The following is a 24,173-nucleotide window of genomic DNA, read 5'->3' as shown; positions in this document are numbered from 1 at the left end:
TACCTGAGCGATTCAATGGTGAAGCGCGGTAATCTCTTTCACGGTTGGAATTATGTTAAGGGAGAGTGGAGCCCTGAGGCTCCCAATACCAAAATGCAAACTTCAATTCTTCTTATCGTGGTGGGACGCGCGTCGCCGGAGTGAGCAAGCTCACTCGGAACGGTTAGACGCGCACAAGGAGCCAAACGGCTCCTTTTTTTATGGCTAATTCGCAGTGATGTTTAAAAGAGCATCCCTGTAAAACAAACAGTCGGATTGATTGCACACCCTTCAATCAGGCAAAACGAGCAGATACAGGCAACAAGGACTTGATGATGCAACGGGAGATGACAGGCGCTGAAATGGTTCTCCAGGCGCTGAAGGACAACGGGGTGGAACATGTATTTGGATACCCTGGTGGTGCAGTTCTACCCATTTATGATGAGCTGATCCAACAGGACGCGATCCAGCACATCCTTGTCCGTCACGAGCAAGGCGCAGGCCATGCTGCTGAAGGCTATGCACGCTCTACCGGCAAAGCCGGCATTGCTCTGGTGACCTCTGGTCCGGGCGCAACCAACATGGTGACTGCCCTGACAGACGCCATGCTCGACTCCATCCCCATGGTCTGTATCACCGGTCAGGTACCAACCAACCTCGTTGGATCTGATGCGTTCCAGGAATGTGACACCGTTGGCATCACCCGCCCGTGCACCAAGCACAACTGGCTGGTGAAGGACGTTGATGATCTGCCTCGCATTCTCCATGAAGCATTTTACGTTGCACAGTCCGGTCGTCCCGGCCCTGTTGTGGTCGATATTCCAAAGGATGTTCAGTTTGCCACCGGCACCTATGAAGGCCCGCAGGCAAACCCGAGCAACCACAAAAGCTATCGCCCACAGTTGAAAGGCGACATGACTGCCATTCGCGCAGCTGTTGAGCTGATGTCAAAAGCCAAACGCCCTGTGTTCTATACAGGCGGCGGCGTCATCAACTCCGGCGCGGCTGCAAGTCAGCTGCTGCGTGAGCTGGTGGACCAGACAGGCTTCCCGATCACATCCACCCTTATGGGTCTGGGCGCTTATCCGGCATCCGGTGAGCAGTGGCTCGGCATGCTGGGCATGCACGGCACCTATGAAGCCAACATGGCTATGCACGATTGTGATCTGATGATCTGTATCGGTGCACGCTTTGATGACCGCATCACGGGCCGTCTGGACGCCTTCTCACCAAATTCCACAAAAATCCACGTGGACATCGACCCATCCTCCATCAACAAGATCGTTCATGTTGATCTGCCGATCGTTGGCGATGTGGCTCACGTTCTGGAAGACATGGTTCGCATCTGGCGCGCCTCCAGCTTCCGCTCTCAGCCAGAGCTGAAGGAATGGCAGACACAGATCACCAAGTGGCGCGCACGGGATTGCTTGTCCTACCGCCACAGCGACGATGTCATCATGCCTCAGTACGCATTGCAGCGTCTGAACGCAGCCGTCAAAGGTCGCAAGGACGTTTACATCTCCACCGAGGTTGGACAGCACCAGATGTGGGCGGCACAGTACCTTGGCTTTGAATCGCCAAACCATTGGCTGACCTCAGGTGGCTTCGGCACAATGGGCTATGGCCTCCCAGCAGCCATTGGCGCACAGGTTGCTCATCCAGATGGGCTGTGCATCAACGTTGCAGGCGATGCCTCCATCCTGATGAATATTCAGGAAATGTCGACAGCCGTTCAGCACGGTCTGGCACCTAAAACGTTCATCATGAACAACTCCTACATGGGCATGGTTCGCCAGTGGCAGCAGCTGCTGCATGGCAACCGCCTCTCGCACTCCTACACGGACAGCCTGCCTGATTTCGTAAAACTGGCAGAAGCCTACGGAGGCAAAGGCATTCGTGTCACCAAACCGGGTGAACTGGATGACGCCATTCAGGAAATGATTGAGACACCTGGACCGGTTCTGTTTGATTGCTGCATCGCTCAGCTGACCAACTGCTTCCCAATGATCCCATCAGGCAAAGCGCACAACGAAATGTTGCTGCCAGATGAAGCAACTGATGAAGCCGTTGCAAACGCCATCGACACCGCTGGCAAGTCATTGGTATAGGTAAGCTGGGAGAAGCATTATGAACGCACAGAAAACAGACGCTCTATCGGCCTATTTCCTAGCCGAAACCAGCGATGTCCTCGAAACACATACCCTATCTATCATTGTAGACAACGAACCTGGTGTTCTTGCCCGCGTGATTGGCCTGTACTCTGGCCGTGGCTACAACATTGACAGTCTCAGCGTTTCTGAAACGGAACACGAGAAACACGTTTCCCGTATCACGATCGTGACCACAGGTACTCCTCAGATCATCGAGCAGATCCGTCACCAGCTGGATCGCCTTGTACCGGTGCATATCGTCCGGGATCTGACCGTTGCAGCACGCAACTCCAACCAGGAAAAGCCGCTTGAGCGAGAGCTGGCACTGATCAAGGTGCGTGGTGAAGGCGAGAAACGCCTGGAAGCCCTGCGCCTGTCAGAAGCTTTCAGGGCAACCGTCATTGATGCAACCATTGATCACTTCGTTTTCGAGATCACAGGTCGCACCAATAAAATCGATCAGTTCATCGAAATCCTGACACCACTCGGTCTTGTTGAGGTTTCACGTACAGGCGTTGCCGCACTTTCACGCGGTTCTCAAGGTCTCAAAGACTTGCAGGATGAAATTTAACAGTTAGAGGACAATTTTGTCCTATTGATATTGAGCGGCGTCTTTTGCAAGTCTGTGAAGACGCCGTTTTATTTTGATAATCTAGAGCGTATCCCCGACAGGTGGGAACCGGTTTTTCGGGTAAGGATGCGTGAAGAACAAAAAGTCAGAGCACAACGCACAAAAGCGACATGCTCTGTCTCAAAAAAGAGTATGCCCCATGAAGACGCCTAGCCGCTTATCCGTCAACGTAAACGCTGTAGCAGTTCTGCGAAATCGCCGCGACGTTCCATGGCCAAGCGTTACGCATCTGGCAGCCCTCGCTCTCAATGCAGGAGCCAAAGGCATCACCGTGCACCCTCGCCCGGATGAGCGCCATATTCGCCGCACCGATGTTGAAGATATCTCCAAGATGCTGCGCGAAGAGCTGCATGGCAAAGAGCTGTGCCTTGAAGGCTACCCGGATGAGCGCTTCATGGAACTGGTGAAAGAAACCCGCCCGACACAGGTTCTGTTTGTCCCGGACGATCCATCCCAGCAAACCTCAGACCACGGCTGGGACTTCTCCCAAAACATGGACCTCCTGAAAGACGTGATCGCCACGGCAAAGGCCTGGGGCGTCCGCACTTCCCTGTTCGTAGACCCGGACCCAAGCCAGCCAGCTCTTGCAGCTGAAGCAGGCGCTGAGCGTATCGAGATCTACACGGGCCCTTACGGTGCCTGTCATTCTGACAAGGAAGTAGAAAAGGTCGAGCTGGAAAAAGTCGTTGCAACCGCAGAAGCTGCAAAGGCAGCAGGTCTTCTGGTTAATGCAGGCCACGATCTCACCGTTGAAAACCTGCCAGCCCTGATTGAGCGCGTACCGTACATCTCAGAGGTCTCCATTGGCCACGGCTTCACCGCCGATGCCTTGGAACACGGTTTCACCCAAAGCGTCCGCCGCTTCCGCCACGCTCTCGGCGAGCCTGTAGAGCTATAAGAGCCACCGAGTTTAAGAAAAAGCCTGCTGTGATCCATTACAGCAGGCTTTTTTGTAGGCCACTACAGAGCTCAAACCCCTTCAAAATACCGCAGAAACTCGAAGCTGGTGATGTCTTTCTCAATCCACGCTTTGAACGCCTTCAACTCATTCTCCCGGCTACGCGCATACTGATCCGCCAGCGACGCACCCAACGCCTCCTTCACAAAATCACTTTCCCGGAAGAGTTCCAACGACGCTTCCAGGGACCGAGGCAGCTTCTCCAAGGTTTCATCCTTGCCCGGATCACCAATCAGCATTGCTGGTGGCTCTTCTCCTTTGCTCAGCCCCAGCAGCCCAGCGGAGGCAATCAACGGCACAATAATATGCGGATGGGTATCAGCTCCCGAACACCGATGCTCCAAACGGATCGCTTGCGGATCAGGACTGGAAATAACGCGCACCGCGCTCACCCGATGCTCGTCTCCCCAACACACTTCTTCAGGACACCCGGTAAATCGCGAAAGTCGCCGGTACGAGTTGATCGTAGGCCGGAACGCCAGATGAGACGCCTGCATCTGCGCCAGAAGCCCCGCCACAAAGAACCTCCCCCGCTCACTCAACACCGCCTCCCGATCATAGAACACATTGTGCCCTATCTCGTCGTAGAGGCTGATGTGCACATGGGTTCCGCACGCAGAATCCTGCCCCATCGGCTGATAACGCGCCATAAAAGTCGCAATCAGATTATGCTCCCGGCAAAGCTCTTTCAGGTGATGACGTGCCCGCACTGCATTGTCAGCAGCCTGCAACGGCGAGGTTGGCGACAAGGCAACCTCATACATGCCCCAACCAATCTCACTCTCCATTGAGGAAACCCCAATGCCAAGCGAGTCCATACGCGCACGAAACGCTTCCATCAGGTCCATGTAGTCCGGATCACGGTTGACTGAGTCATATTGCAAGGAATGACCAAACGGCTTGAGCTTGTGGTGGTGTCCCGCTTCAACCAATGCCCGGTCAAAATGAAAGATCCCTAGCTCAAACTCCAACCCAATCTTCATGGTGAGTTTCAGCTCGGCAAGCTTTTCTTCCAGCATCTCCAGCGGACGCCGCAAATCCAATGAAAAACGCGCACCATTCCGCTCATGACAATTCAGCAGAACCTCCGAGACCTCGGGTCGCCACCCCAGCTGAAACAGTGTGTTGCCATCTGCCAGACTGTGCAAATTGCCAAAGCCGGTGTGATACCAGACGTGCGGAGACTCGTAGATCTGCTCACCAGCAGGCTGCCCGTCTCCGTGAGGAATAAGATAGAGCGAGGAGTTGGTGGAACAGCCCTTCTCCAACCCATCAAGAGGCTGAAGCCGGCACCGCAAAAGCCCGTTCATATCTGGCACCTGCGTGATCACCGAATGTACGCCCCGCTGCCTCAATTGCGCGATTTGCTTGGCCAGCCCTTCCTTTGAGGCGGCTTGTTGTTCCCAAAATGTCGTCATGCCTGATCCACTCCAAGATGTACAAAGCACCTTAAAGTCAACGCTGATTGCAAAGCATGGAAGAATTTGGCGACCTTTAAACTAAATCTCGCATCCGCATAAGTTGCAAGTAAATCCTCAAGACTACCTAAGCAGTGTAATTGGTACACAGGCGCCTCGACACGAATTATCGACAAAAACCACATCAAGCCTATGAAATGATGAAAATAAGTGCCTCCATACCCACCGTGCAGATCAGCAACACTCGTAGAGATAACTAATAGTTTATTGCCAGAAAATTGTAAGGATACGGATTTCTGCTAGGTTGGACATTCCCTAAGGACACCCCATCAAGAATAATAGAAACATGCGCTCTTTATACCTCCTGGCTATCCCCATGGCTCTTGCCGCACATCCCCTAAGTGCACAAGAAGCCGACCACCAAACAGAAGCTCCACGAGAGCTTAACGCAGGCGGTTTTGTCGGCGTCAACGTTGGTCGCTCTTTCTTTGAGGCTGATCAGATCGACACGAAAGATCAGGAACCAAACACCCTTGGCTTCTATGGATCTTACGCTCTGCCACTCTTCCAGCAGTTCAGCCTGCAGGTAGATGGAGATCTCGAATACTACCAGTTCGACACCAAGGACGGTGACAACACCCTCCGCGACAGTCTGGGAGCAGTCCACTTCGCTTACAAAGACCCACAGCAAGGCCTGTTCGGTGTCTTTGGCGGCGGCGGTGTAACCGTTGACGGCGGAGACGACACCTCCACCAAAACCTTCCAGTTCATCGGCGTTGAAGGCCAGTATTACCTTCAGGATATCACCCTGTTCAGTCAGGCTGGTTTCCTCGATGGCGACGATGACGAGAACGAGACCATTGACAACGGCCTGTTTGCGCGCGGTGGCGCAAGTTACTACTTCACGCCAAACACCAAACTGACTGGCTCTCTGTCTTACGTCACTGGCGACCGCTACAATCAGCCAGGGCCAGGTGATGCACGCGATGGCGAAGTGAACATCTTCAGCTGGGGTGCCGAGTTCAAGCAAAGCTTCACCGCACTGCCAGTTGGTCTCAGTGCATCCTACAACGGTCATGATTTCCGGATCAAAGGTGACGAATCCGACGAACCGGTCATTCATGAATTCCGTTTCGGCGCATTCTTCCAATTCGGCACCACCACATTGCAGGAAAACGATCGCACGGCGGCAGGCTCCGATTTGCCTGAGTTGAAACGTTGGATTTCCCTCTCAACCAACGAAGTCGACTAAGCCTCCAGGATAAGGCTGAGCTATGTAGTAGTACGCTATTACCCGCTCAGCCTCTTCCCTTGCTAGGTTTCCCTCGCAGCCACATCTGGGAGGGAAACATGTCTGCCAAAAAAGTGCTTATGATCACCGGTGACTTCACCGAGGATTACGAAACTATGGTGCCATTTCAGACCTTGGGCGCCGTTGGTCATGATGTTCACGCCGTTTGCCCCGATAAAAAGGCAGGCGACACCGTCGCAACGTCCATCCATGACTTTGAAGGTGACCAGACCTACACCGAAAAACGCGGTCACAACTTCATACTCAACACCAGCTTTGACACCATCAACCCGGCAGATTATGACGCACTCGTCATTCCCGGTGGCCGTGCACCAGAATATCTGCGCCTGAACCCAGCTGTTCTGGACATGGTGCGTCACTTCTTCAAAGAGAACAAACCGGTCGCAGCCATCTGCCACGGTGCTCAGCTTCTCTCTGCTGCTGGCGTGTTAGAGGGCAGAACCTGCTCTGCCTATCCGGCCTGCGCACCAGAGGTTACCATGTCCGGCGGCAAATTCGCTGACGTCGACGTGGCTGAGGCAGTCACTGATGGCAACTTTGTGACAGCACCAGCATGGCCTGCTCATCCAGCATGGCTCAAGCAGTTCCTTGCTCTGCTGAACCAGCCTGCTTATGCTTAAGAAGCAGCACTAGACAATTGCGGAGGGGACCATGTGCGAGCTTTTCATCAAAGCAGATACGGACCTGTGGGAGAGTACAACACGCTCCCTTCGCATTGACCGTATGGTCACCAGCGTGCGGTTGGAAACTTACTTCTGGACCATCCTTGAAGAGATAGCCAAGCGCGATGACATGTCCGTTGGCCAGCTTCTGACACGTCTGCACAATGAATCCATCGAAGCAAGGCATGACCTGGGCAACTTCACCAGCTTCCTGCGCGTGTGTTGTCTCCGCTATCTCTCGTTACAGGAGACAGAGGATATCCCGAAGGACAAATCCGTCCCGATCAGCACCCTCAATGCTCCTCAGTTGCTGAAGAACGAACGCGCCTATCGGGCACAAACACGCGCCATAGAAAACGCAAGTTAGGCTCCCCTCACCTTTTTCAGCGAGAGAAGCCAATCAACTGCTACGCAAAGACAAAGTCTTCAGCGCTCAGGCTATGAGTAAACACCCATCCCGTATCCACCTCCAGCACATCATTGCCATAGGATATGGTGATCCATCCTCCCAGCACAGTCTCATCGATATCCAGCTCTGAAAAAGAGCTCACACCAGCTGCGGAAAGATCAATGGTGTCCTCGCCAACGTCGAAGTCATCAATCACATCCTTCACACCATCATCCGCAAAGCAAAACGTGTCGGCACCATCTCCCCCAACAAGGAAGTCACGGCCCGCACCATCCCGCAGAACGTCGTTGCCGTCACCACCTTCCAGAATGTCATCTCCTGCCCCGCCGAGTAGCCGGTCATTGCCGTCTTCTCCGCGCAGATGATCATCACCCGCAAACCCTTCCAGCGCATCATCACCATCATTCCCGCGCAGCAGGTCATTGGAGGTTGATCCGAGGATGTAGGCATCCTGTCCAAGGTGACCGGTTGGGTCCAGCAGAATTGGAATATCCTCAACCCACGTATCATCACGCCTCTGATCAGAAAGCCCGGAGATAATCACCACGCTGTCCCGGTTCATCTCGCTATAGAACTCGGAGGCGTTGATGGCATTGAATGCCGTGCTGTAATTAAACGGCAGATGCGCCGACCAGCTCGGCAGGTTGAGCAAACCGCCCCCATCCCAAAACAGCGGTGTATCATACCAATCATTGAAAATGACGATATTGCTGGTGTCGTAGCCGTAGTCCGTATCGTTACCCGTCAAATCCAGACCATCAGACGAGATCGTCGAGGGCACCGGATCGTTTTCCAGATCAAAGCTGAAAAGCTCAGCCCCGCTGTCTAGAACAGCCGCACCATCCTCCGGCGTATAATGGCTGGCAAATGACATGTAATTGGCATCCACAAAGAAGCCATCCAGCCAGTCATTGCTGCGCTCTGCCATGTTGGCAACAGCACCGCCACCCAGCGAATGGCCTGTCACAACCAGATCACTACCATCCAGACCATGCCCAACCATGAAATCCTTCAGAGCAGCAAGCAGCCCGCCGAACGCTTCTTCCACGTAATGCGGTTCATCCTTGAAGAACTCAAGATAGTCGATCACATCCCCAATCGTGTCGGTAACAAGGTTGTCCAATGTCCCCGTCGTTCCACGAAACGCCAGCGCAACCTGCGTGATGTTGCCTTGATCATCATATTTGGCCAGCACATCCGCTTGCGCATCTTTGAACTTGAACGTCTCTCCCTGAAACGTCCCGTTGTGATCAACGATTGCGCCATCATACCCAAGATCAGCAGCAGAAAGGACCGTCCATCCCTTCTCCTCAATCCTGTCGCGTGCCGCTTGTTCACTCTCTCCGCTCAACAATCCGGCTTGATCTTCAGTTCCCCAAAGAGTTCCGACCAGTGTTCCCAGCGAGAACCCGTTGGCTTGATACGCACTCCCAAGCGCATCATCCAACCCGTGATAACTATAAAGCATCAAGTCCAAAGCATCAGACATAAGCTGTCGCGCGTCATTCCCTTTATACTCAAATAAAGACATCATCCCCCCCGAATGCAAAGCAACTACATCCTGAAGGAAAACGCGGGTCTCACAATAACCAATAGTAGGACTATGAATTCCATATTTCATATATTTGAAATGCGGATGGATGTTCATCCAGCAAACAACAGATAACCTAACCAACGCTGATGAAACTATTGCGTTATATCTGGATGATCTTGCTGGAAGAACAAATTCATTCAGCTCATCTAAATCACACTTCCCCTACAAATCCCTCTTGTATATTAGTTTATTAGCATATATTAATATACTAAATTAGGGAGAGATCGGAGGGCAATCAATTGGATCTTCTCAGGCAAAACGTTTGGTCCCCCTACCTGGCGGGCATAATTATTGGGCTCCTGCAAATCCCGGCATTTCTGCTGGTTGATACTGCGCTGGGGGCATCATCCTCTTTCGTCACCGGCACTGGCTTCATCTTCTCGCTGTTTGATTCCAGCATCACGGAGATCAAGTACTTCACCAAGTACATGTCCAAGGACAAATACTTCTGGCAAAGCGCATTGGTGATCGGCATCGCTCTGGGCGCTCTGATCTCCTACAAAGCAAGTGGCCGTAAAGCCAGCTTCTCCTCTTCAAGCTGGAAGACCATCGGTGCAAGTTCAGCCCCGGTTGTTCGTCTCCTGCAAGGCTTCATCGGTGGCTTCGTTCTGCTGGTTGGCGCCCGCATCGCAGGCGGCTGCACATCAGGCCACGGCATCTCCGGCCTTGCACAGCTCAGCGTTGGCTCCAGTGTCGCTGTTGCGGCCATGTTCGCAGGTGGCATCGTCACCGCCAACCTTCTTTACAACCGCGCATCCTAAGGAGAGGTCATATGGAAATTTTCTGGCTTGTTATCCTCGGCCTCACCATGGGCATCATCTTCGGCGTCGCACTGGAAAAGTCCCGTGTCATGGAACCCGGCGTGCTCATCGGCCAGTTCCTCTTCAAAGACTACACCATGCTTAAAATGTTCCTCGCAGCAACAGCCACCGGCCTCGTTGCCCTCTCTGGCCTGACTGCACTCGGTCTTGCCGAGCTGCACCCGAAAAGCTTTGTTGTTGGCAACATCATCGTCGGCGGCACCATCCTCGGCGCAGGCATCGCCATCGCAGGTGCGTGCCCGGGCACAGTCTTCGCTCAGATTGGCCGCGGCTACAAAGACGCATGGCTCACCATCATCGGCGGCATCATGGGTGCAGCGTTTTACGGCTACAACAAATCCCTCATTGACGGCGTGCTGGACATGGGCAGCCTTGGCAAGATCACCTACGCGGACCTGTTCCCATCCCTGCCCTTCTGGATGCTCGGCCTCATCACCGCAGCTGCCCTCGTCGTAGTCATGATTGCGTTGGAAATGTACCGCCCATGGAAAGTAGATCGTGGCATGGATCAGAACAACGATGCAGCTGCCAGATCAAATGCTGCACATGCATAATTGAAGAGCCCCCAACTGAACTGACTTTGGTTCAGATCAGTAATGCCCCGGAGGAGCACAGACCTTCGGGGCATTTTTTTGTGTGAATGAGAAAGGATCAAATCAAACTCACCTTAAGACACCTAATTTTATTGCGCCCACACTGTATTTTCCCTCACTTTCCTGTTGCATCCATTTCGATTCTACGGCATAACCGTACCGTACCGTACGGTACAGAAAATCAAACAAGCCAAACCGCTGGAATTAGAACCGCATATGTCCACTGAGCCAGAACAACCAGACTTTACAGACCGCCAGCGTGCGGTACTGGACAAAGCGCTGGAGCTGCTGGTGGAAGGCGGCGAAAAAGCGCTGACAACAGCCGCCATCGCTCGCGCTGCGGGGTGCTCGAAAGAGAGCCTCTACAAGTGGTTTGGAGATCGCGATGGATTGCTGGCTGCAATCGTGACCCGTCAGGCCTCCAAGGTTATTCCGGGTGCTGATCCAGCCGCAAACATGAGCGAAGACGGCCTGCGCGCCGCATTGGAAGAATTTGCCAGAAATCTGCTGGAGACCATCTCCGGCGACGTTTCTCTGGCCCTGAACAGACTTGCCATCGGGCAAGCCAGCAAATCTGAAACCGGTCTCGGCGCCATCCTCGAAAAGAGTGGCCGCGCCCGCATTGGCAGACAGACCACAGCATTGCTGGAAAAAGGATGCACACTTGGCTACCTGCACTGCGAAGACCCGCAGGAAGCCTACAGCACACTTTACGGGCTGGTCGTTCGCGATCAGCACATCCGCATGCTTTTGGGCGGCACCGCACAGGCATCGGCAAAAGACTTGGAACTGGCTGCCCAAACAGCAGTCAAACAGTTCATACAGCTCTACGGAGCACAGAATTAAAGCGCCTCTCTGGAAAGTGGAAACAGATTTTCAGGGAAACGCAAACCAAAAACTAGACCATACGTGCTTTGGGAAAGGCACGGGCGAAACAAAGGGTACTACCATGCGCGTATATTATGACCGCGATTGCGATTTGAACCTGCTCAAGGGCAAAAACATCACCATCATCGGCTACGGTTCTCAGGGCCGTGCACATGCAATGAACCTCAAAGACAGCGGCGTTGCAGGCATCACCATCGCTCTGCGCGAAGGTTCCACAACACGCCTGAAAGCTGAAGCAGACGGCTTCACTTGTAAGACTGTTGCAGAAGCTGCAAAAGACGCAGACCTGATGATGATGGCAACTCCTGATGAGCTGCAGGCAGACATCTGGAAAGAAGATATCGCAGGCAACATCCGTGATGGCGCAGCAATCGCTTTCGCACACGGCCTGAACGTTCACTTCGGTCTGATCGAGCCTAAGTCCACCATCGACGTTCTCATGGTTGCACCAAAAGGCCCAGGCCACACCGTACGCGGCGAATACCAGAAAGGCGGCGGTGTACCTTGTCTGATCGCTGTTCATCAGGACGCAACAGGCAACGCAAAAGACCTCGGTCTGGCATACGCATCCGGCGTTGGTGGCGGCCGTTCCGGCATCATCGAAACCTCCTTCCGCGAAGAGTGTGAGACTGATCTGTTCGGTGAGCAGGCAGTTCTCTGCGGTGGCCTGGTAGAGCTGATCCGCGCTGGCTTTGAAACCCTGACCGAAGCTGGTTACGCACCAGAAATGGCATACTTCGAGTGTCTGCATGAAGTGAAGCTCATCGTAGACCTGATCTACGAAGGTGGCATCGCGAACATGAACTACTCCATCTCCAACACCGCTGAGTGGGGTGAGTACCAGACCGGCCCACGCATCGTGACTTCTGAGACCAAAGCAGAAATGAAGCGCGTACTGGAAGAAATCCAGAACGGCACCTTCACCTCTGAGTGGATCCAGGAATACAAGGCTGGTGGCGCTAAGTTCAAAGCAACACGCCGCCTGAACGACGAGCACCCAATTGAAGAAGTTGGTGCAAAGCTCCGCGAAATGATGCCTTGGATCTCCGCTGGCCAGCTGGTCGACAAAGCGAAGAACTAATCTGATCCTCATCGCAGGATACGCATAAAACAAAATCAGAGCGGCAGTTGAATTTAACCTCAACTGCTGCTCTGATTGTTTTTATAAAGATCAATGCACTGAAGACCTGATCATCCAGTTTTATCTCTGCAGGCTCGGTTCAACCTCAAGCTGAATTTTTCCGGCATCAACGGCCTCAGGCTGCAAACTGAGCATGTTCTGAAAGAAGCTCTTTTCTTTAATCTCTATGGTTTTCTTGTCTCGTCTGCTTGCAACACTGCTGGCAGGCAAAGCTTCATCAGAGGGAGCGACAGAAAACTCTCTTGCTAAACCCTCTGGGAGCTCAATTGAATATTCGCCGCTATCCAGATTGTACGCTCTGAAGAAGCCCTGATCATCCGTGAACACAGTAATCGCCTTCTCGCTGTTTTTGTTTTTCAGCAGTAATGGTGCATTTGCGATGGGCTCATTTTGATCATCGACAGCTTGCCCGCACACGGAGGCTGCTGGTGCACCCGTTCCGGCATCACTCCCCTCGCATCCCCCCATTGAGAACGCTGACACATTGACCAAAACCAAGGCGCAAAACATCACAAAACGAGCGAAATGGCGGATCATCATCTACGCTCCTCCTTAGCGGTTTTTGCTCAAAACAACGGTCGGTTTAAACTTCTCGCCTGCATTAAAAAATCGGGGAGCAACATCCGGGTCGCCCAACGGGACCAGATACCCGTTATAAGACTTCCAGTTGCTGGGAACGGTTAACTTGATCTCAAGCTCCTCCTCGTTGCCCCAGCTCTCCACGGAATCCCATTCATCGCTGACAACAGCCAGCGCAACCATGTTGACGGAATGCGGTTGTTCAATTCTGACCGTAGCGACCAACTCAGTCAGGTTGGGAGCATTGCCAAATTGCTGCAGGCAAAAGACAATCAATCCTCCACCAATGAACGTCACAGCAATCGGTGCCGCGTTTGTTTTCAGCTTGCCAAAAAATGGAAGTTCAAGCTCAACAACACGCCCTTCATTGTCAACAAATCGCTTTTCTTTAATCAGCGCATAGACTGACAAGATGGCGATAAGGCCACCAAATACAATGCCCGTAAGAGCAAGAATAAAGGCAAAGAGCATGCAGACCTCCCACCAACCACTCCAAAAATATCCCAGCCAATTCAAAAAAACCAACCGTCAATATTCGAGAAGCAAAGCAGCGATGCTCAAACAGAATAAATCCAGCTCACCTTTATCCGATCAACAATAATCAATAATCTTCCAAAGGCTTAGAGATACATGACATCCAGAAAAACCTGGACCTTCACCGTGTTTTTCTGTGCTTAAAATTGCTCACTTTACACGACACCCTCATCAGGTAATTTACGTAGTATTAGAGCGATTGGCCCGAAACCATCTTTTTGCAAGGTTAGGGCGTGGAGTTTTTCTTGAATCCTATTAGTAGTCCATTACAAAGACTTGATAAGTTCCCAATTTTATTCTTCGCAGTGATGTTTTTCGGCGCATTTTCGATTGCCTTCGTAATCCCATTATTGAGCACCTACATCATTGAGGAGTTGCAGGAACCAGCGTTTAATCTTGCGCTCGTCATCGGCGGATTTTCAGTCGTGTCTCTTGCCACCAACCGCATTTTTGGTGGTCTCATTGATGGTGGAAACCGCGTCAAACCATTGCTTCTCATCAACATTTGCGCCTTCACTGTTCATGCTCTCATCCAATTGACTGCTCCCTCCTACCTGTCTCTCATCATTTTCGGCATTCCGTTGATTGGCATCAGCGCTGGTGCTCTGTCCACCATGTATTCCACGGGTCGGTTGATTGCAGAGCAGACCGGACGCGAACCGGGCACCTTCAACCTTCACATGCGCATTTGCCTGTCGCTTGGGTGGGTCTTCGGTCCACCTGCGGCCTTCCTGCTTTATGGCACCTATGGGTTTCAGGAAATCCATCTTGCAGCAGCCATTTCAGCCTTTATCTGGCTCACCCTTTGCCTGCTGTTCATCCCCGCAACGCTGAAAACTCACATCAAGAAGCACGCTCAGGAAAGCAGCACTGCAGACACAGTTCCCATGATGTTGCTGATCGCATGTGTTCCCGTGTTCGCCTTGTCTGCTGCAAACAGCGTATTCTTTTCAGCAGGCCCCGTTTACTTCATTAAGGAGATGGGCCTCTCGGTCTCCGTCCCCGGCTGGGCTTTTGCAACCAAAAGCCTCTTCGAAGTCATCATCATCTATTTTGCAATCAAGCCAACACAGCGGATTGGCGAACGGAATATGATGTTGCTCTCCGGTCTGGGTGCCATGCTCTTCTTTGCAACAATCACAAGCGCCAATTCCGTTGAGCAAGTGCTCATGCTCTGCATCATTGAGGGCATGTACTATGGCATCTGTGCCAGTGTGGGCATCACGTTCATTCAGAACTATGCCCGCCACAAACCCGGCATCGCGACCTCTTACTTCGTCAATGCCATCTTCGTTGGCGGTCTGGCAGGCAATGTCCTCACTGGGCTTGTCGCATCCTACACCACCTTCCAAAACACAATCCTGAGCAGCATCGTCCTCGCAGCTCTGGCCACCTTGATCCTGTTGGTCATCAAGCCCCCCCAACACCAGCAGCTCGCACAAACATCCTGAGCCTTTGCGCTGGCCGGATCAGCGCACATAAAAGCGCGATAACATCTCCTGCTTGCATTTCGTTCAAGGAAATGTATCAATACGTACATTCCCGCAAGACTCCATAAGTCTTTCCCCATCACCTTTGGATTCCCCATGCGCTCTATTCCTGCGGCTCTGGCAATGCTGGATCGTTTCCCAATACTGATTCACGTCTACATGCTCATTGGCTCTCTGGCGATTGCTTGCCTCATCCCACTCTACAGCTCTTATGTTGTCACAGAGCTCGGCGAGCCGCATGGAAACTCGCGGTCTACATCGTCGGTTCAACAGCCATCACTTTGTTTTCAAACCGCTATTTCGGCGCACGTATTGATGCCGGAGCACGGCTGAAGCCTATCTTGATATTCTGCTCCACGCTTTACATGCTCAACATGGGCCTTCAATCAACAGTACCGGCCTACTGGATGCTATTGATGGGTGTGCCGCTCATGGGTGTCTCAGGTGGCGTGCTCTCCACCATGTTCTCTTTTGGACGCCTGTTCGCAGAGCAAACCAATCGGGAACCTGCCAAGTTCAACTCACACCTGCGCATTGCTATGTCGTTGGGCTGGATGGTCGGCACACCGCTGGCCTTCACGCTCTACGGCATGTTCGGCGTCAGCTCCATTTTCCCGACAGCCGGTGTCATCAGCATCTGCTGGCTGGCGATGGGCATTTGGATCGTTCCCAAAAGCTTCACCACCCACCATCCGATCAAGACCAGTGAGAATGGCAGGATTGAGCCAGTTCCGTTCGCCCTCATCCTCGCCTGCCTGCCCATATTTGCGCTCACCTCGGCCAACGTCATCTTTGTATCCGCAGGTCCCGTCTTCTTCATTGAGGAAATGGGCTTCCCAACAGCAACCCCGGGCCTCGCCTTCTCAGTCAAATGCTTCGTCGAAGTCTTAGTCATCTTTGTTGTCGTTAAGCCTGCTCAAAAGCTGGGCCAGAAGAACGCTATGCTGTTCTCCGCTCTGCTTGGAACACTCTTCTTCCTCCTGATTGTACGGGTAACAGAGCCCTCACAAATCTACCTGCTCTGCGCACTGGAAGGTCTGTACTACGGCATCAACGTTGGGCTTGGCCTCACATTCATCCAGGCATACGCACCCCATCGACCGGGGATCGCCACCGCATCCTACACAAACGCCATTTTTGCTGGAGCGTTGGTTGGCAACATGATGACCGGCACAGTGGCAAGCATCACCACATTCGGAAACACCATCCAGTTTTCCGCTCTGCTCACTCTGCTCTCCGCCGCAATTTTGCTGGTCGTCCGGGCTCCAAAGCCTGAAACCAGCCTCCAAATCTCCTGAACGACAGACCTAAGCAGCTCAAAATGACCCAAACTCTGGAAATCGAAATCTCAACCGACAAAGACAAACTTCAGCGCGACAAGATCTATCAGTTCCTCTCAGAAGTTTCTTATTGGAGCAAAGGTTTGCCACGGGATGTCTTTGACAGATCAATAGAAAATTCACTGTGCTTCGGGCTGTATCTGACAAATGGAGAGCAAGTTGCGTTCGCCCGCGTCATCACAGACAAAGCCACCTTTGCTTATCTGGGCGACGTCTTTGTCTCCCCCGAGCATCGCGGCAAAGGACTATCCAAACAGCTCATGAAAGCAATCGACGCCCACCCCGAACTGCAAGGCCTCCGACGCGTCCTGTTGGCAACAGCAGATGCGCACGACCTCTACAAACAATTCGGCTTCACCCCACTTGCAGCCCCCGACCGCATGATGGAACGGCACAACAAGACGGCCTATCAGAAAGCTTAGGAGGGCAGACCACAACGCAGTCCTCCTACAATTTGTTCATATGATATTCGCAAGGCGCTAACCAACAAACCCAGCGCCTTGCATGTTTAAGAGATCACTTAATCGCCAAGAAATAAACTGCGCAAGAAAGCACCTTCCCTCAATCAAGCAAAGTGTGTTCACACTGAAGCAGAGGCGAACCAATGATCACATTCAGCACCGATATCTCGAAAATTGAAAAGGAACGTGTCTACCAGTTCCTTTCTGAGGTATCCGGGCGCTTGGAAGGACTACCACCACAAGCACTCGATACCGTTCTGAACAACTCCATCTGTTTTGGCGCTTACTTACCCAGTGGAGAACAGGTCGCCTTTGCTCGCGTGATCACAGATAAACTCACGTTTGCCTATCTGTGTGACTTATTCGTTTTTGAAGAACATCGCGGCAAAGGACTATCCAAACACCTGCTGGAGGAAGTTCTTTCACATCCAAACGTCAAAGAGGTTCAAAGTATCGGCCTTGCAACCCCCGATGCTCACGACCTGTACAGCCAATACGGCTTTGTCCGAGTGGATCCTTCAGAACGCCTCATGGTGCGCTTCAACAAACACATATCCTCAACGCATTAACCTGTGGTTGCAGCGCTTCATTAGGCCTTCAGCAACCAAAAACCTCATTTCAAACAGTGGTTGAGCTGAGGCCTTAACCGCACGCCTATAAGGAGAAGGGCAACTCTACTCTGGAGGTCGGGAATGACGCTCAAAAAAACCAAGAAATCCCTTGCCCGCCAAATCTTGTGCGCAACTGCCACCATAAGCATCGCATGGTCTCTCTCGCTCACCGCGACCACCGCAGAGACCATCACTAAACCGGCGACACGCTTCACCGGAGATCTTTATGAAAACATCCTGAAGCAGCTGCATTTCTCCGATGAGCAAGATTTCAAGGATGCGCAGGCAGGTTATCTCGCTCCACTGCCAGACGGCGGCGTGGTCAAAAACGCCAAGGGCGATATTGTCTACGATCTCTCCAAGTTTGACTTCATCATGCAGGGCTCCATTGCCCCGGAGACCGTCAACCCAAGCCTCTGGCGTCAGTCCCAGCTCATTTTGCTGAGCGGCTTCTTTCAGGTGTCAGAACGCATCTTCCAGGTGCGTGCGGCAGACCTCTCCAACATCACCTTCATTGAGGGCGATGAAGGCATCATCATCGTAGATCCGTTGATCTCCGAGGAAACCGCCCGCTATGCACTGGAGCTCTACTACGCCCAGCGCGGCAAGAAGCCGGTCAAAGCCATCATCTACACCCACAGCCATGTAGACCACTTCGGCGGTGTCCGCGGCGTGGTGGATGAAGCTGATGTCGCCAGCGGCAAAGTCAAAATCTATGCCCCCGAAGGCTTCATGGAACATGCCGTCTCAGAAAACGTAATGGCCGGCAACGCCATGAGCAGACGCGCCTCTTACATGTATGGCAACCTGCTACCGCACTCTCCGGAAGGACAGGTCGGCGCGGGCCTCGGCCCAACCACATCAAGCGGCACGGTCACGCTCATTCCGCCAACCGATATCATCAAGGACAACGGCGAAACTCATAAGATCGATGGCCTCACCTTCGATTTCTGGATGGCTCAGGACTCAGAGGCTCCCTCAGAGTTCTTCTTCTACATTCAGGAGTTCAAAGCTCTCTGCACTGCAGAAGATGCCACCCACACAATGCACAACACATACTCATTGCGTGGCGCGAAACTCAGAGATCCATTGGGTTGGTCCAAGTACATCAACGAGGCCATCTACAAGTACGGTAAGGACGTTGAAGTCCTCTTCGCCCCGCACCACTGGCATCTGTCTGGCAATGACACCATCGTGAAACACCTGCGCAACCAGCGCGATCTGTACCGCTACATCAACGATCAGCCATTGCGACTGGCCAACCATGGCTTCCGCATGACTGAGATTGCGGAGATGTTGGAAGTGCCGGAAACATTGCAAAATGACTGGAGCACCCGCGGATACTACGGTTCGTTTAACCACAACGTAAAATCCACTTACGTGCGGTATCTGGGCTGGTTCAACGGCAATCCCGCCACACTGCATGAGTATCCAGAACGCCTGTCTGGCCCCAAATACGTCGAGTTCATGGGCGGCTCGGTGATCTTGCTCCAAAAAGCGCAGGAGTCCTTTGACAAGGGCGATTACCGATGGGTAGCAGAAGTGCTCAACCATCTGGTCTTTGCAGAGCCAGACAATGAAGATGCCGCACAACTACAGGCAGACGCGTTAGAACAGCTCGGCTATCAGGCAGAATCCGGTCCATGGCGCAACTTCTACCTCTCTGGCGCTAAAGAACTTCGGTCCGGCATTCAGGAACTGCCTGCCGTTGATACGGCCAGCCCGGATATCATCCGCTCCATGGATGTGGATCTGCTCTTTGATTACGCGGCCATGCGTTTGAACAACACAAAGGCGGGCGATCAGCAAATCAAGCTGAACTGGATCTTCCCGGATACAGACCAGAAATATGCAATGGAACTGCAAAACGCAGCGCTCAGTCATATTGAAGGATACCAGCTGGAGAATGCAGACGCCACAGTGACACTGGACAGAAGCACACTCGACAACATCATGCTGGGCATGGAAACCTTTGATGAGGCTATCAAATCCGGCATGATCACAGTGGATGGAGAAGCCTCCAAACTGACCGATCTGCTGGCGATGCTGGACAGCTTTGATTTCTGGTTCAACATCGTACGCCCTGTGCCGCTGGACAAGGCCAACCAGAGTACACCAAGCAAATAGCAGGCTTGCACAAATGCCTGAAAGAGCCGGCTCAACACCGGCTCTTTTTGTATCTAGAGCGTGTTCCCGAAAAGTGGTTCCGGTTTTCGGATAAGAATACGCGCAAAATTAAAGAGTTAGAGCTTGGTGCGTGAATGCATATGAGCGCAACATGCTCTAATTATTGCTCTGGGTTCTCAAGCGCCATTCAAGCTGGCGCAGTGCCCTCTCGGCTTCACGATATCCTTGATCAGCAGCCATCTTGTAAAAGTCACGAGCCTTCACAAGATTGCGGCCCAGACACCGCCCGCTTTCATGACAGTATCCAAGCAGATAAAATGCTTCCGGCACGCCTTTGGACGCGGCAAGCAGAAACATCCGTGCTGCTTCACCTGGGTTCGGCTCTTCATTGAAGCCCTGCAAATAGACTTTGCCCAGCAACACATCTCCCACAGGCTCTCCTCTTTCAGAGGCCTGCTGAAACAGCTTTTTCGCCAGCTCCACATCCTGCTGCACACCGCGTCCGTTCAGGTAAAGCAGCCCGGCATTGGTCAAAGCAAACGGAAAGCGCGCTGAGGACGCCGTATAAAACTCCAGCGCCAACTCATAGGACTGTGGGACACCGCGCCCGTTCTCATAAAGCACACCCAGATCATTCAAAGCCTGTGCATTGCCCTGTTTGGCCGCCGCTTTGTAAAGCCGGATCGCCTTTTCCAGGTTTGGTTCCGTTCCCTGCCCAAGCAGATAAAACCGCCCCAGTGCAAACTGCGATCGCGCCAACCCGCGCCGTGCGGCCCGCTCGTAATGAAAGAAAGCCAGTTCAAGGTCTCGTTTGACCCCGACCCCGTCTTCATAAAGCGTGCCAAGATAATGGTTGCCCAGCAAATGTCCCTCACCAGCTGCAACACGGTAATGCCGAATTGCAGCAGCAAGGTCCGCCTCGCCGCCATCTCCATTCTCCAGCAGCTCACCAAGTGGCACATGCGCATCTATAGAGCCCAGAGAAATAGCTTTGCGATAAAGCACACGAGAACGCGAGGTATCCCGCTCAACGCCAACGCCATCACGATACAGGCCAGCAAGGTTTTCAATGCCCTGCATCAACCCGGCCATGGCAGCACCTTTCACCCAATAAAAGGCTAGTTTTGGATTCCGCGCCACACCGATGCCATGCAGATAGAGAAGGCCAAGATTGTTCTGCGCCCAGGCATCCCCCCAGTCTGCAGCAATCTGATAAAGCTCACGTGCTTTCTCCGCATCAGGCGCACCATGCTTGCCCTGCCGGTAGATTTCACCCAGATTGTTGTAAGCAGCCGCTAACCCCATCTCACCAGCTTTTTCATAAAGCTCCATGGCAACGGGTAGATCCCGCGGCACACCGTGCCCCATCTCATGCGCCACGGCCAGCCCAAAGACGGCCTCCGCATTTCCCGCAAGCGCTTCTGCATTTAGGGAGGTTATCACCGCACTCTTGGATATCTCCGCCCGCGTGGAACGGTGGATCTTTCCTGCCCGGTTATGAAGAAGCGTCAGCCCGCCAACACCCTTGGACAGCAGAAGTTCCTTTTCACTCCCACTTGCTTGCCAACTCACGGCATGAGCGGGCAGGCCATTGGCAACCGCAAGCAAGCAAAGGAGTGGCAAAAAAATGCGCATGAGTACCTTCTCAACTGTGATTGTCACGGGTCAGAAAGAGCGCCATGCGAGAGGGCAAACACGTCATGCTTGCCCGGAAAGCTCTTGTCAGCCTACGAACCTCATGCAAATAGTTAATCGTTAATCTTTTCGGGTTGGATATCCTTCAAATCACATTGGTCACTTGAAACCATTTCCTCTTTTGGGCCACTATTGGCTGGTTGTTTCAACTAGACCGAAAAGAAGACTGGCAAATCTTTGGCCTCAACTTCCTCGGGCTTAAGCACAAACGGTGCTGGTTGAATTTGGAGAATTAAGAAGAATGCATTGCCAGATGCGGCTCGCCGCAAAAAGCCAAGCCATTGCCCTTACAGATATTATGCACGCTGCCAAAGGTCACTGGGGATATGATCCGCAGGACATGCAGGAGTTTCGGGACCATTGGAAAATCACCCCGGAAATGATCGAGGCAGATCCAATCCTTGTCATCACCGATCACGAACGACCACTTGGTTTTGCGCGCATCACCAGGGAAAATGCAGAAACCGCTTTGCTGGATTGTCTGTTTGTGTTGCCCGAAGCACACGGCAAAGGCCACGGAGCCTGGTTGTTGGAAGGGGCTGAAGAAGCAGCCAAACGCATGCAATGCACCCGCATGCGCCTTGAATCAGATGCAAACGCAGCTCCCTTTTATCAGCACCACGGCTATCACAGCACAAGCAACAGACCGAGTGCTTTCAAAGGGGCTGGACCGATCGAGCACATGCAAAAAGATCTCACCCCGCAAATCCATGAGATCGCAGATGTCAGTTTGAACCTTAACACCTCCGACTGCTGGGATTTCGCCACCAATAACAGTGAGGCTATCAAGGAAAACTGGCAGACATTGATTTCCGATAACCCGGATCTTTGGGATGGTAAGGTTCTTTCATTGTACCAATACTCCTTAGACCAAAAGCAATTTTCTGGTGATCTGGTAGAAATCAACTACTCCGAATTCCTCGCATGGCGCGACTGGGGCTTTCCTGACAGAAGCACCAAAAACCTGTTTGGCTGCGCAGTCCTCCGTTCCAGCCAGGGCCATCTCGTATTTGGCAAAATGGCAGGAAACACCGCAACAGCAGGTCAGGTCTATCCACCCGGTGGCAATCTTGATCTCAACGATATCACGCCCTCCGGAATGGTGGATATCTTCGGCTCCATCGCCCGCGAGCTGGAAGAAGAAACAGGCCTCACATTGGATCAGGGAGAGTTGGGGGACGTCTTCGCAATCGAAGATGGGCCACGCCTCGCAATCGCGCGTATTTTAACATTGCAACTCACCTCAGACGAAATCCTTTCAAAAATTGCACATTTCAACGCAAACCAGAAAAAACCTGAGTTGGAAGAAGCAGTTATCGTAAAATCCCGTGAGGATCTTAAGGACTACAGCGTCCCCCCATATGCCTTGGCGCTCACCGCACACCTGTTAAATTAACGAGCTATATTCATTTGCAGACTTGTATTTGGCGTCAAAACAATCTTGAGTGGCGCTCAAGCAAATCTTTTTCGTAAGTTGAGCCCGTGATGCAAGACCACGAGCTCAACACCAAACTGAGATAATTGGACTTTTAAAATGGCCAGACCTTATGCTCTGCTAGACGTTTTCACTGATAAAGCGCTGGCAGGTAATCCGCTTGCAGTTGTGCTGGATGCAAAGGGATTGTCAGACGCTCAGATGCAGCAGATCGCCTGCGAATTTAACCTTTCCGAGACCGTCTTCGTTCTGCCACCAGACAATATCGCTCATAATGCTTCCATCCGCATATTCACCCCGTCCATGGAACTGCCATTTGCAGGTCACCCAACCGTGGGCACCGCCGTTTTGATGGCTGAAAATCGTTTCGGCGCACCGGATAACGATATGGATGCATTGGTGCTGCTGGAAGAAAAAGTCGGGTTGGTACGCTGTGCTGTCGCCCTGCAAAAAGGCAAGGCCACCTCCGCTGAGTTTGATGTACCAAGACTGCCGAAGCCAGCTCAAAAGCTTGGCGAAAAAGATGTGATTGCTGCCGCTCTGTCTCTGGAACCAAATGAAATCACATTCGAAAACCACAAGCCCAAAGCTTGGGAAGCCGGCCTGCCATTTGCATTTGTTCCAGTCGCAGACATGGACGCCATCAACCGCATCCAACCAGTTCATAAATACTGGGAAGAAGCGTTCGGCACCATCGCCCACAACAACACCTTTGCATACTGCCGCCAGACCATCCATGTAGACAGCGCATTCCACGCCCGCATGGTCTATCTGGAAAACGGCCTGCCACGCGAAGATGCAGCAACTGGGTCGGCAGTCGCCGCCTTTGCCGGGTCCATTGCGGAGTTCGACCAGCCATTGGACGGCACACACAAATATCTCATTGAGCAAGGCTTCAAGATGGGACGCCCCTCCTCCATTTCACTGGAAATGGAGATGCGGTCTGGCGCCATTCACGCCCACCGCATTGGCGGGCAGGCAGTTATCCTCGCCCGCGGCGAACTACTCCTCTGATCGAGAACACCGGAGGAGAGCACTCCGCCTCCTCCACTTCTCCCGCATATTGGGACTGCTCTGTGAGCCAATTGAGATTATCTCAGCGTGAGCTGCATATACTTTTGAGTAATCAGAGCCCTGTTTTGAGTAAAATTCTTGCGTTTAATCCGCATATCCGCTAGGAAAATTACAGATTAGGCAAAAACGAGACTTACTCGGTAACGCTACAAGAAGATTTGGCTTGTAACTTCAAACAAGTATCCGACACGTAAGTAGTTGGAAAACTTTGTTTCCAAGCCATAGCGACGAAAAGGCAGCTGACAGATAATGATCGCGAACCGCGACAATC

General features: G+C 52.6%; 22 protein-coding genes. 17 read left to right on the top strand and 5 right to left on the bottom strand.

What is annotated here, in order from left to right; genetic code table 11:
* Window positions 1-314: 314 nt before the first annotated feature.
* The 3 genes from PPL9_RS27940 (at window position 315) to PPL9_RS27930 (ending at window position 3,658) form a co-directional block, all read left to right on the top strand.
* Window positions 315-2,087, top strand: a complete 1,773-nt coding sequence (locus PPL9_RS27940) for an acetolactate synthase 3 large subunit (protein ID WP_057465832.1) — start codon at window positions 315-317, stop codon at window positions 2,085-2,087.
* Window positions 2,088-2,106: 19 nt separating this feature from the next.
* Complete coding sequence (gene ilvN, locus PPL9_RS27935; RefSeq protein WP_057465780.1) at window positions 2,107-2,700, top strand: acetolactate synthase small subunit; 594 nt, start codon at window positions 2,107-2,109, stop codon at window positions 2,698-2,700.
* A gap of 199 nt (window positions 2,701-2,899) precedes the next feature.
* Window positions 2,900-3,658, top strand: a complete 759-nt coding sequence (locus PPL9_RS27930; protein WP_057465779.1) for a pyridoxine 5'-phosphate synthase — start codon at window positions 2,900-2,902, stop codon at window positions 3,656-3,658.
* Between the two features lie 71 nt (window positions 3,659-3,729).
* Here PPL9_RS27930 and PPL9_RS27925 read toward each other — a convergent pair whose 3' ends face one another.
* Window positions 3,730-5,136: a glutamine synthetase family protein gene (locus PPL9_RS27925; RefSeq protein ID WP_057465778.1), complete on the bottom strand. Its 1,407-nt coding sequence runs from the start codon at window positions 5,134-5,136 to the stop codon at window positions 3,730-3,732.
* 376 nt (window positions 5,137-5,512) lie between these two features.
* Here PPL9_RS27925 and PPL9_RS27920 point away from each other — a divergent pair, with 376 nt between their 5' ends.
* From PPL9_RS27920 to PPL9_RS27910, 3 genes are all read left to right on the top strand, one after another.
* On the top strand, window positions 5,513-6,388 hold the full coding sequence (locus PPL9_RS27920; RefSeq protein WP_208989687.1) for a hypothetical protein: 876 nt from the start codon (window positions 5,513-5,515) through the stop codon (window positions 6,386-6,388).
* A 98-nt stretch (window positions 6,389-6,486) separates the two neighbouring features.
* Window positions 6,487-7,068 (top strand): DJ-1/PfpI family protein, encoded by a 582-nt coding sequence (locus PPL9_RS27915; protein WP_057465776.1) that lies wholly within the window; start codon window positions 6,487-6,489, stop codon window positions 7,066-7,068.
* Between the two features lie 31 nt (window positions 7,069-7,099).
* Complete coding sequence (locus tag PPL9_RS27910) at window positions 7,100-7,477, top strand: ribbon-helix-helix domain-containing protein (protein WP_057465775.1); 378 nt, start codon at window positions 7,100-7,102, stop codon at window positions 7,475-7,477.
* 40 nt (window positions 7,478-7,517) lie between these two features.
* On the opposite strand, the gene PPL9_RS27905 is transcribed toward PPL9_RS27910, so the two are convergent.
* Window positions 7,518-9,050, bottom strand: coding sequence for a triacylglycerol lipase (locus tag PPL9_RS27905; protein WP_244273494.1), 1,533 nt, complete (start codon window positions 9,048-9,050; stop codon window positions 7,518-7,520).
* 302 nt (window positions 9,051-9,352) lie between these two features.
* On the opposite strand from PPL9_RS27905, the gene PPL9_RS27900 reads away from it, so the two are divergent.
* The 4 genes from PPL9_RS27900 (at window position 9,353) to ilvC (ending at window position 12,496) form a co-directional block, all read left to right on the top strand.
* Window positions 9,353-9,874 (top strand): YeeE/YedE thiosulfate transporter family protein, encoded by a 522-nt coding sequence (locus PPL9_RS27900; protein WP_057465773.1) that lies wholly within the window; start codon window positions 9,353-9,355, stop codon window positions 9,872-9,874.
* Window positions 9,875-9,885: 11 nt separating this feature from the next.
* On the top strand, window positions 9,886-10,488 hold the full coding sequence (locus PPL9_RS27895) for a YeeE/YedE thiosulfate transporter family protein (RefSeq protein ID WP_057465772.1): 603 nt from the start codon (window positions 9,886-9,888) through the stop codon (window positions 10,486-10,488).
* A gap of 255 nt (window positions 10,489-10,743) precedes the next feature.
* A complete protein-coding gene (locus tag PPL9_RS27890; protein WP_057465771.1) occupies window positions 10,744-11,373 on the top strand; it encodes a TetR/AcrR family transcriptional regulator in 630 nt (209 codons plus the stop codon).
* A 103-nt stretch (window positions 11,374-11,476) separates the two neighbouring features.
* A complete protein-coding gene (ilvC, locus tag PPL9_RS27885; protein WP_057465770.1) occupies window positions 11,477-12,496 on the top strand; it encodes a ketol-acid reductoisomerase in 1,020 nt (339 codons plus the stop codon).
* 120 nt (window positions 12,497-12,616) lie between these two features.
* Here the strand turns inward: ilvC and PPL9_RS27880 are convergent, their stop codons facing one another.
* Together PPL9_RS27880 and PPL9_RS27875 are read right to left on the bottom strand one after the other, a co-directional pair.
* Complete coding sequence (locus tag PPL9_RS27880) at window positions 12,617-13,096, bottom strand: carboxypeptidase-like regulatory domain-containing protein (RefSeq protein WP_057465769.1); 480 nt, start codon at window positions 13,094-13,096, stop codon at window positions 12,617-12,619.
* A gap of 12 nt (window positions 13,097-13,108) precedes the next feature.
* On the bottom strand, window positions 13,109-13,606 hold the full coding sequence (locus tag PPL9_RS27875; RefSeq protein ID WP_057465768.1) for a hypothetical protein: 498 nt from the start codon (window positions 13,604-13,606) through the stop codon (window positions 13,109-13,111).
* A gap of 308 nt (window positions 13,607-13,914) precedes the next feature.
* Here PPL9_RS27875 and PPL9_RS27870 point away from each other — a divergent pair, with 308 nt between their 5' ends.
* The 5 genes from PPL9_RS27870 (at window position 13,915) to PPL9_RS27850 (ending at window position 19,698) form a co-directional block, all read left to right on the top strand.
* Window positions 13,915-15,120, top strand: a complete 1,206-nt coding sequence (locus tag PPL9_RS27870; RefSeq protein WP_208982001.1) for an MFS transporter — start codon at window positions 13,915-13,917, stop codon at window positions 15,118-15,120.
* A 320-nt stretch (window positions 15,121-15,440) separates the two neighbouring features.
* Window positions 15,441-16,457, top strand: a complete 1,017-nt coding sequence (locus PPL9_RS27865; RefSeq protein WP_244273493.1) for an MFS transporter — start codon at window positions 15,441-15,443, stop codon at window positions 16,455-16,457.
* A gap of 23 nt (window positions 16,458-16,480) precedes the next feature.
* Window positions 16,481-16,921, top strand: coding sequence for a GNAT family N-acetyltransferase (locus PPL9_RS27860; RefSeq protein ID WP_057465766.1), 441 nt, complete (start codon window positions 16,481-16,483; stop codon window positions 16,919-16,921).
* Between the two features lie 182 nt (window positions 16,922-17,103).
* Entirely contained in the window at window positions 17,104-17,529 is a 426-nt protein-coding gene (locus PPL9_RS27855) for a GNAT family N-acetyltransferase (protein WP_057465765.1), read from the top strand.
* 123 nt (window positions 17,530-17,652) lie between these two features.
* Window positions 17,653-19,698: an alkyl sulfatase dimerization domain-containing protein gene (locus PPL9_RS27850; RefSeq protein WP_057465764.1), complete on the top strand. Its 2,046-nt coding sequence runs from the start codon at window positions 17,653-17,655 to the stop codon at window positions 19,696-19,698.
* Window positions 19,699-19,854: 156 nt separating this feature from the next.
* Here PPL9_RS27850 and PPL9_RS27845 read toward each other — a convergent pair whose 3' ends face one another.
* Window positions 19,855-21,333: an SEL1-like repeat protein gene (locus PPL9_RS27845; RefSeq protein ID WP_057465763.1), complete on the bottom strand. Its 1,479-nt coding sequence runs from the start codon at window positions 21,331-21,333 to the stop codon at window positions 19,855-19,857.
* 358 nt (window positions 21,334-21,691) lie between these two features.
* Here PPL9_RS27845 and PPL9_RS27840 point away from each other — a divergent pair, with 358 nt between their 5' ends.
* Both PPL9_RS27840 and PPL9_RS27835 read left to right on the top strand, forming a co-directional pair.
* Window positions 21,692-22,789, top strand: a complete 1,098-nt coding sequence (locus PPL9_RS27840; protein ID WP_208989684.1) for a GNAT family N-acetyltransferase — start codon at window positions 21,692-21,694, stop codon at window positions 22,787-22,789.
* A 138-nt stretch (window positions 22,790-22,927) separates the two neighbouring features.
* The gene (locus tag PPL9_RS27835; RefSeq protein ID WP_057465762.1) at window positions 22,928-23,842 is read left to right on the top strand and encodes a PhzF family phenazine biosynthesis protein; all 915 of its coding nucleotides are present in this window, start codon (window positions 22,928-22,930) and stop codon (window positions 23,840-23,842) included.
* Window positions 23,843-24,173 lie beyond the last annotated feature (331 nt).

This window comes from Pseudovibrio sp. POLY-S9 (assembly GCF_001431305.1).
In the GTDB taxonomy this organism is placed as follows: Bacteria; Pseudomonadota; Alphaproteobacteria; order Rhizobiales; family Stappiaceae; genus Pseudovibrio.
The sequence above is the reverse complement of the archived record's forward strand: the minus strand, read 5'-3'. Positions and strand labels throughout refer to the sequence as shown.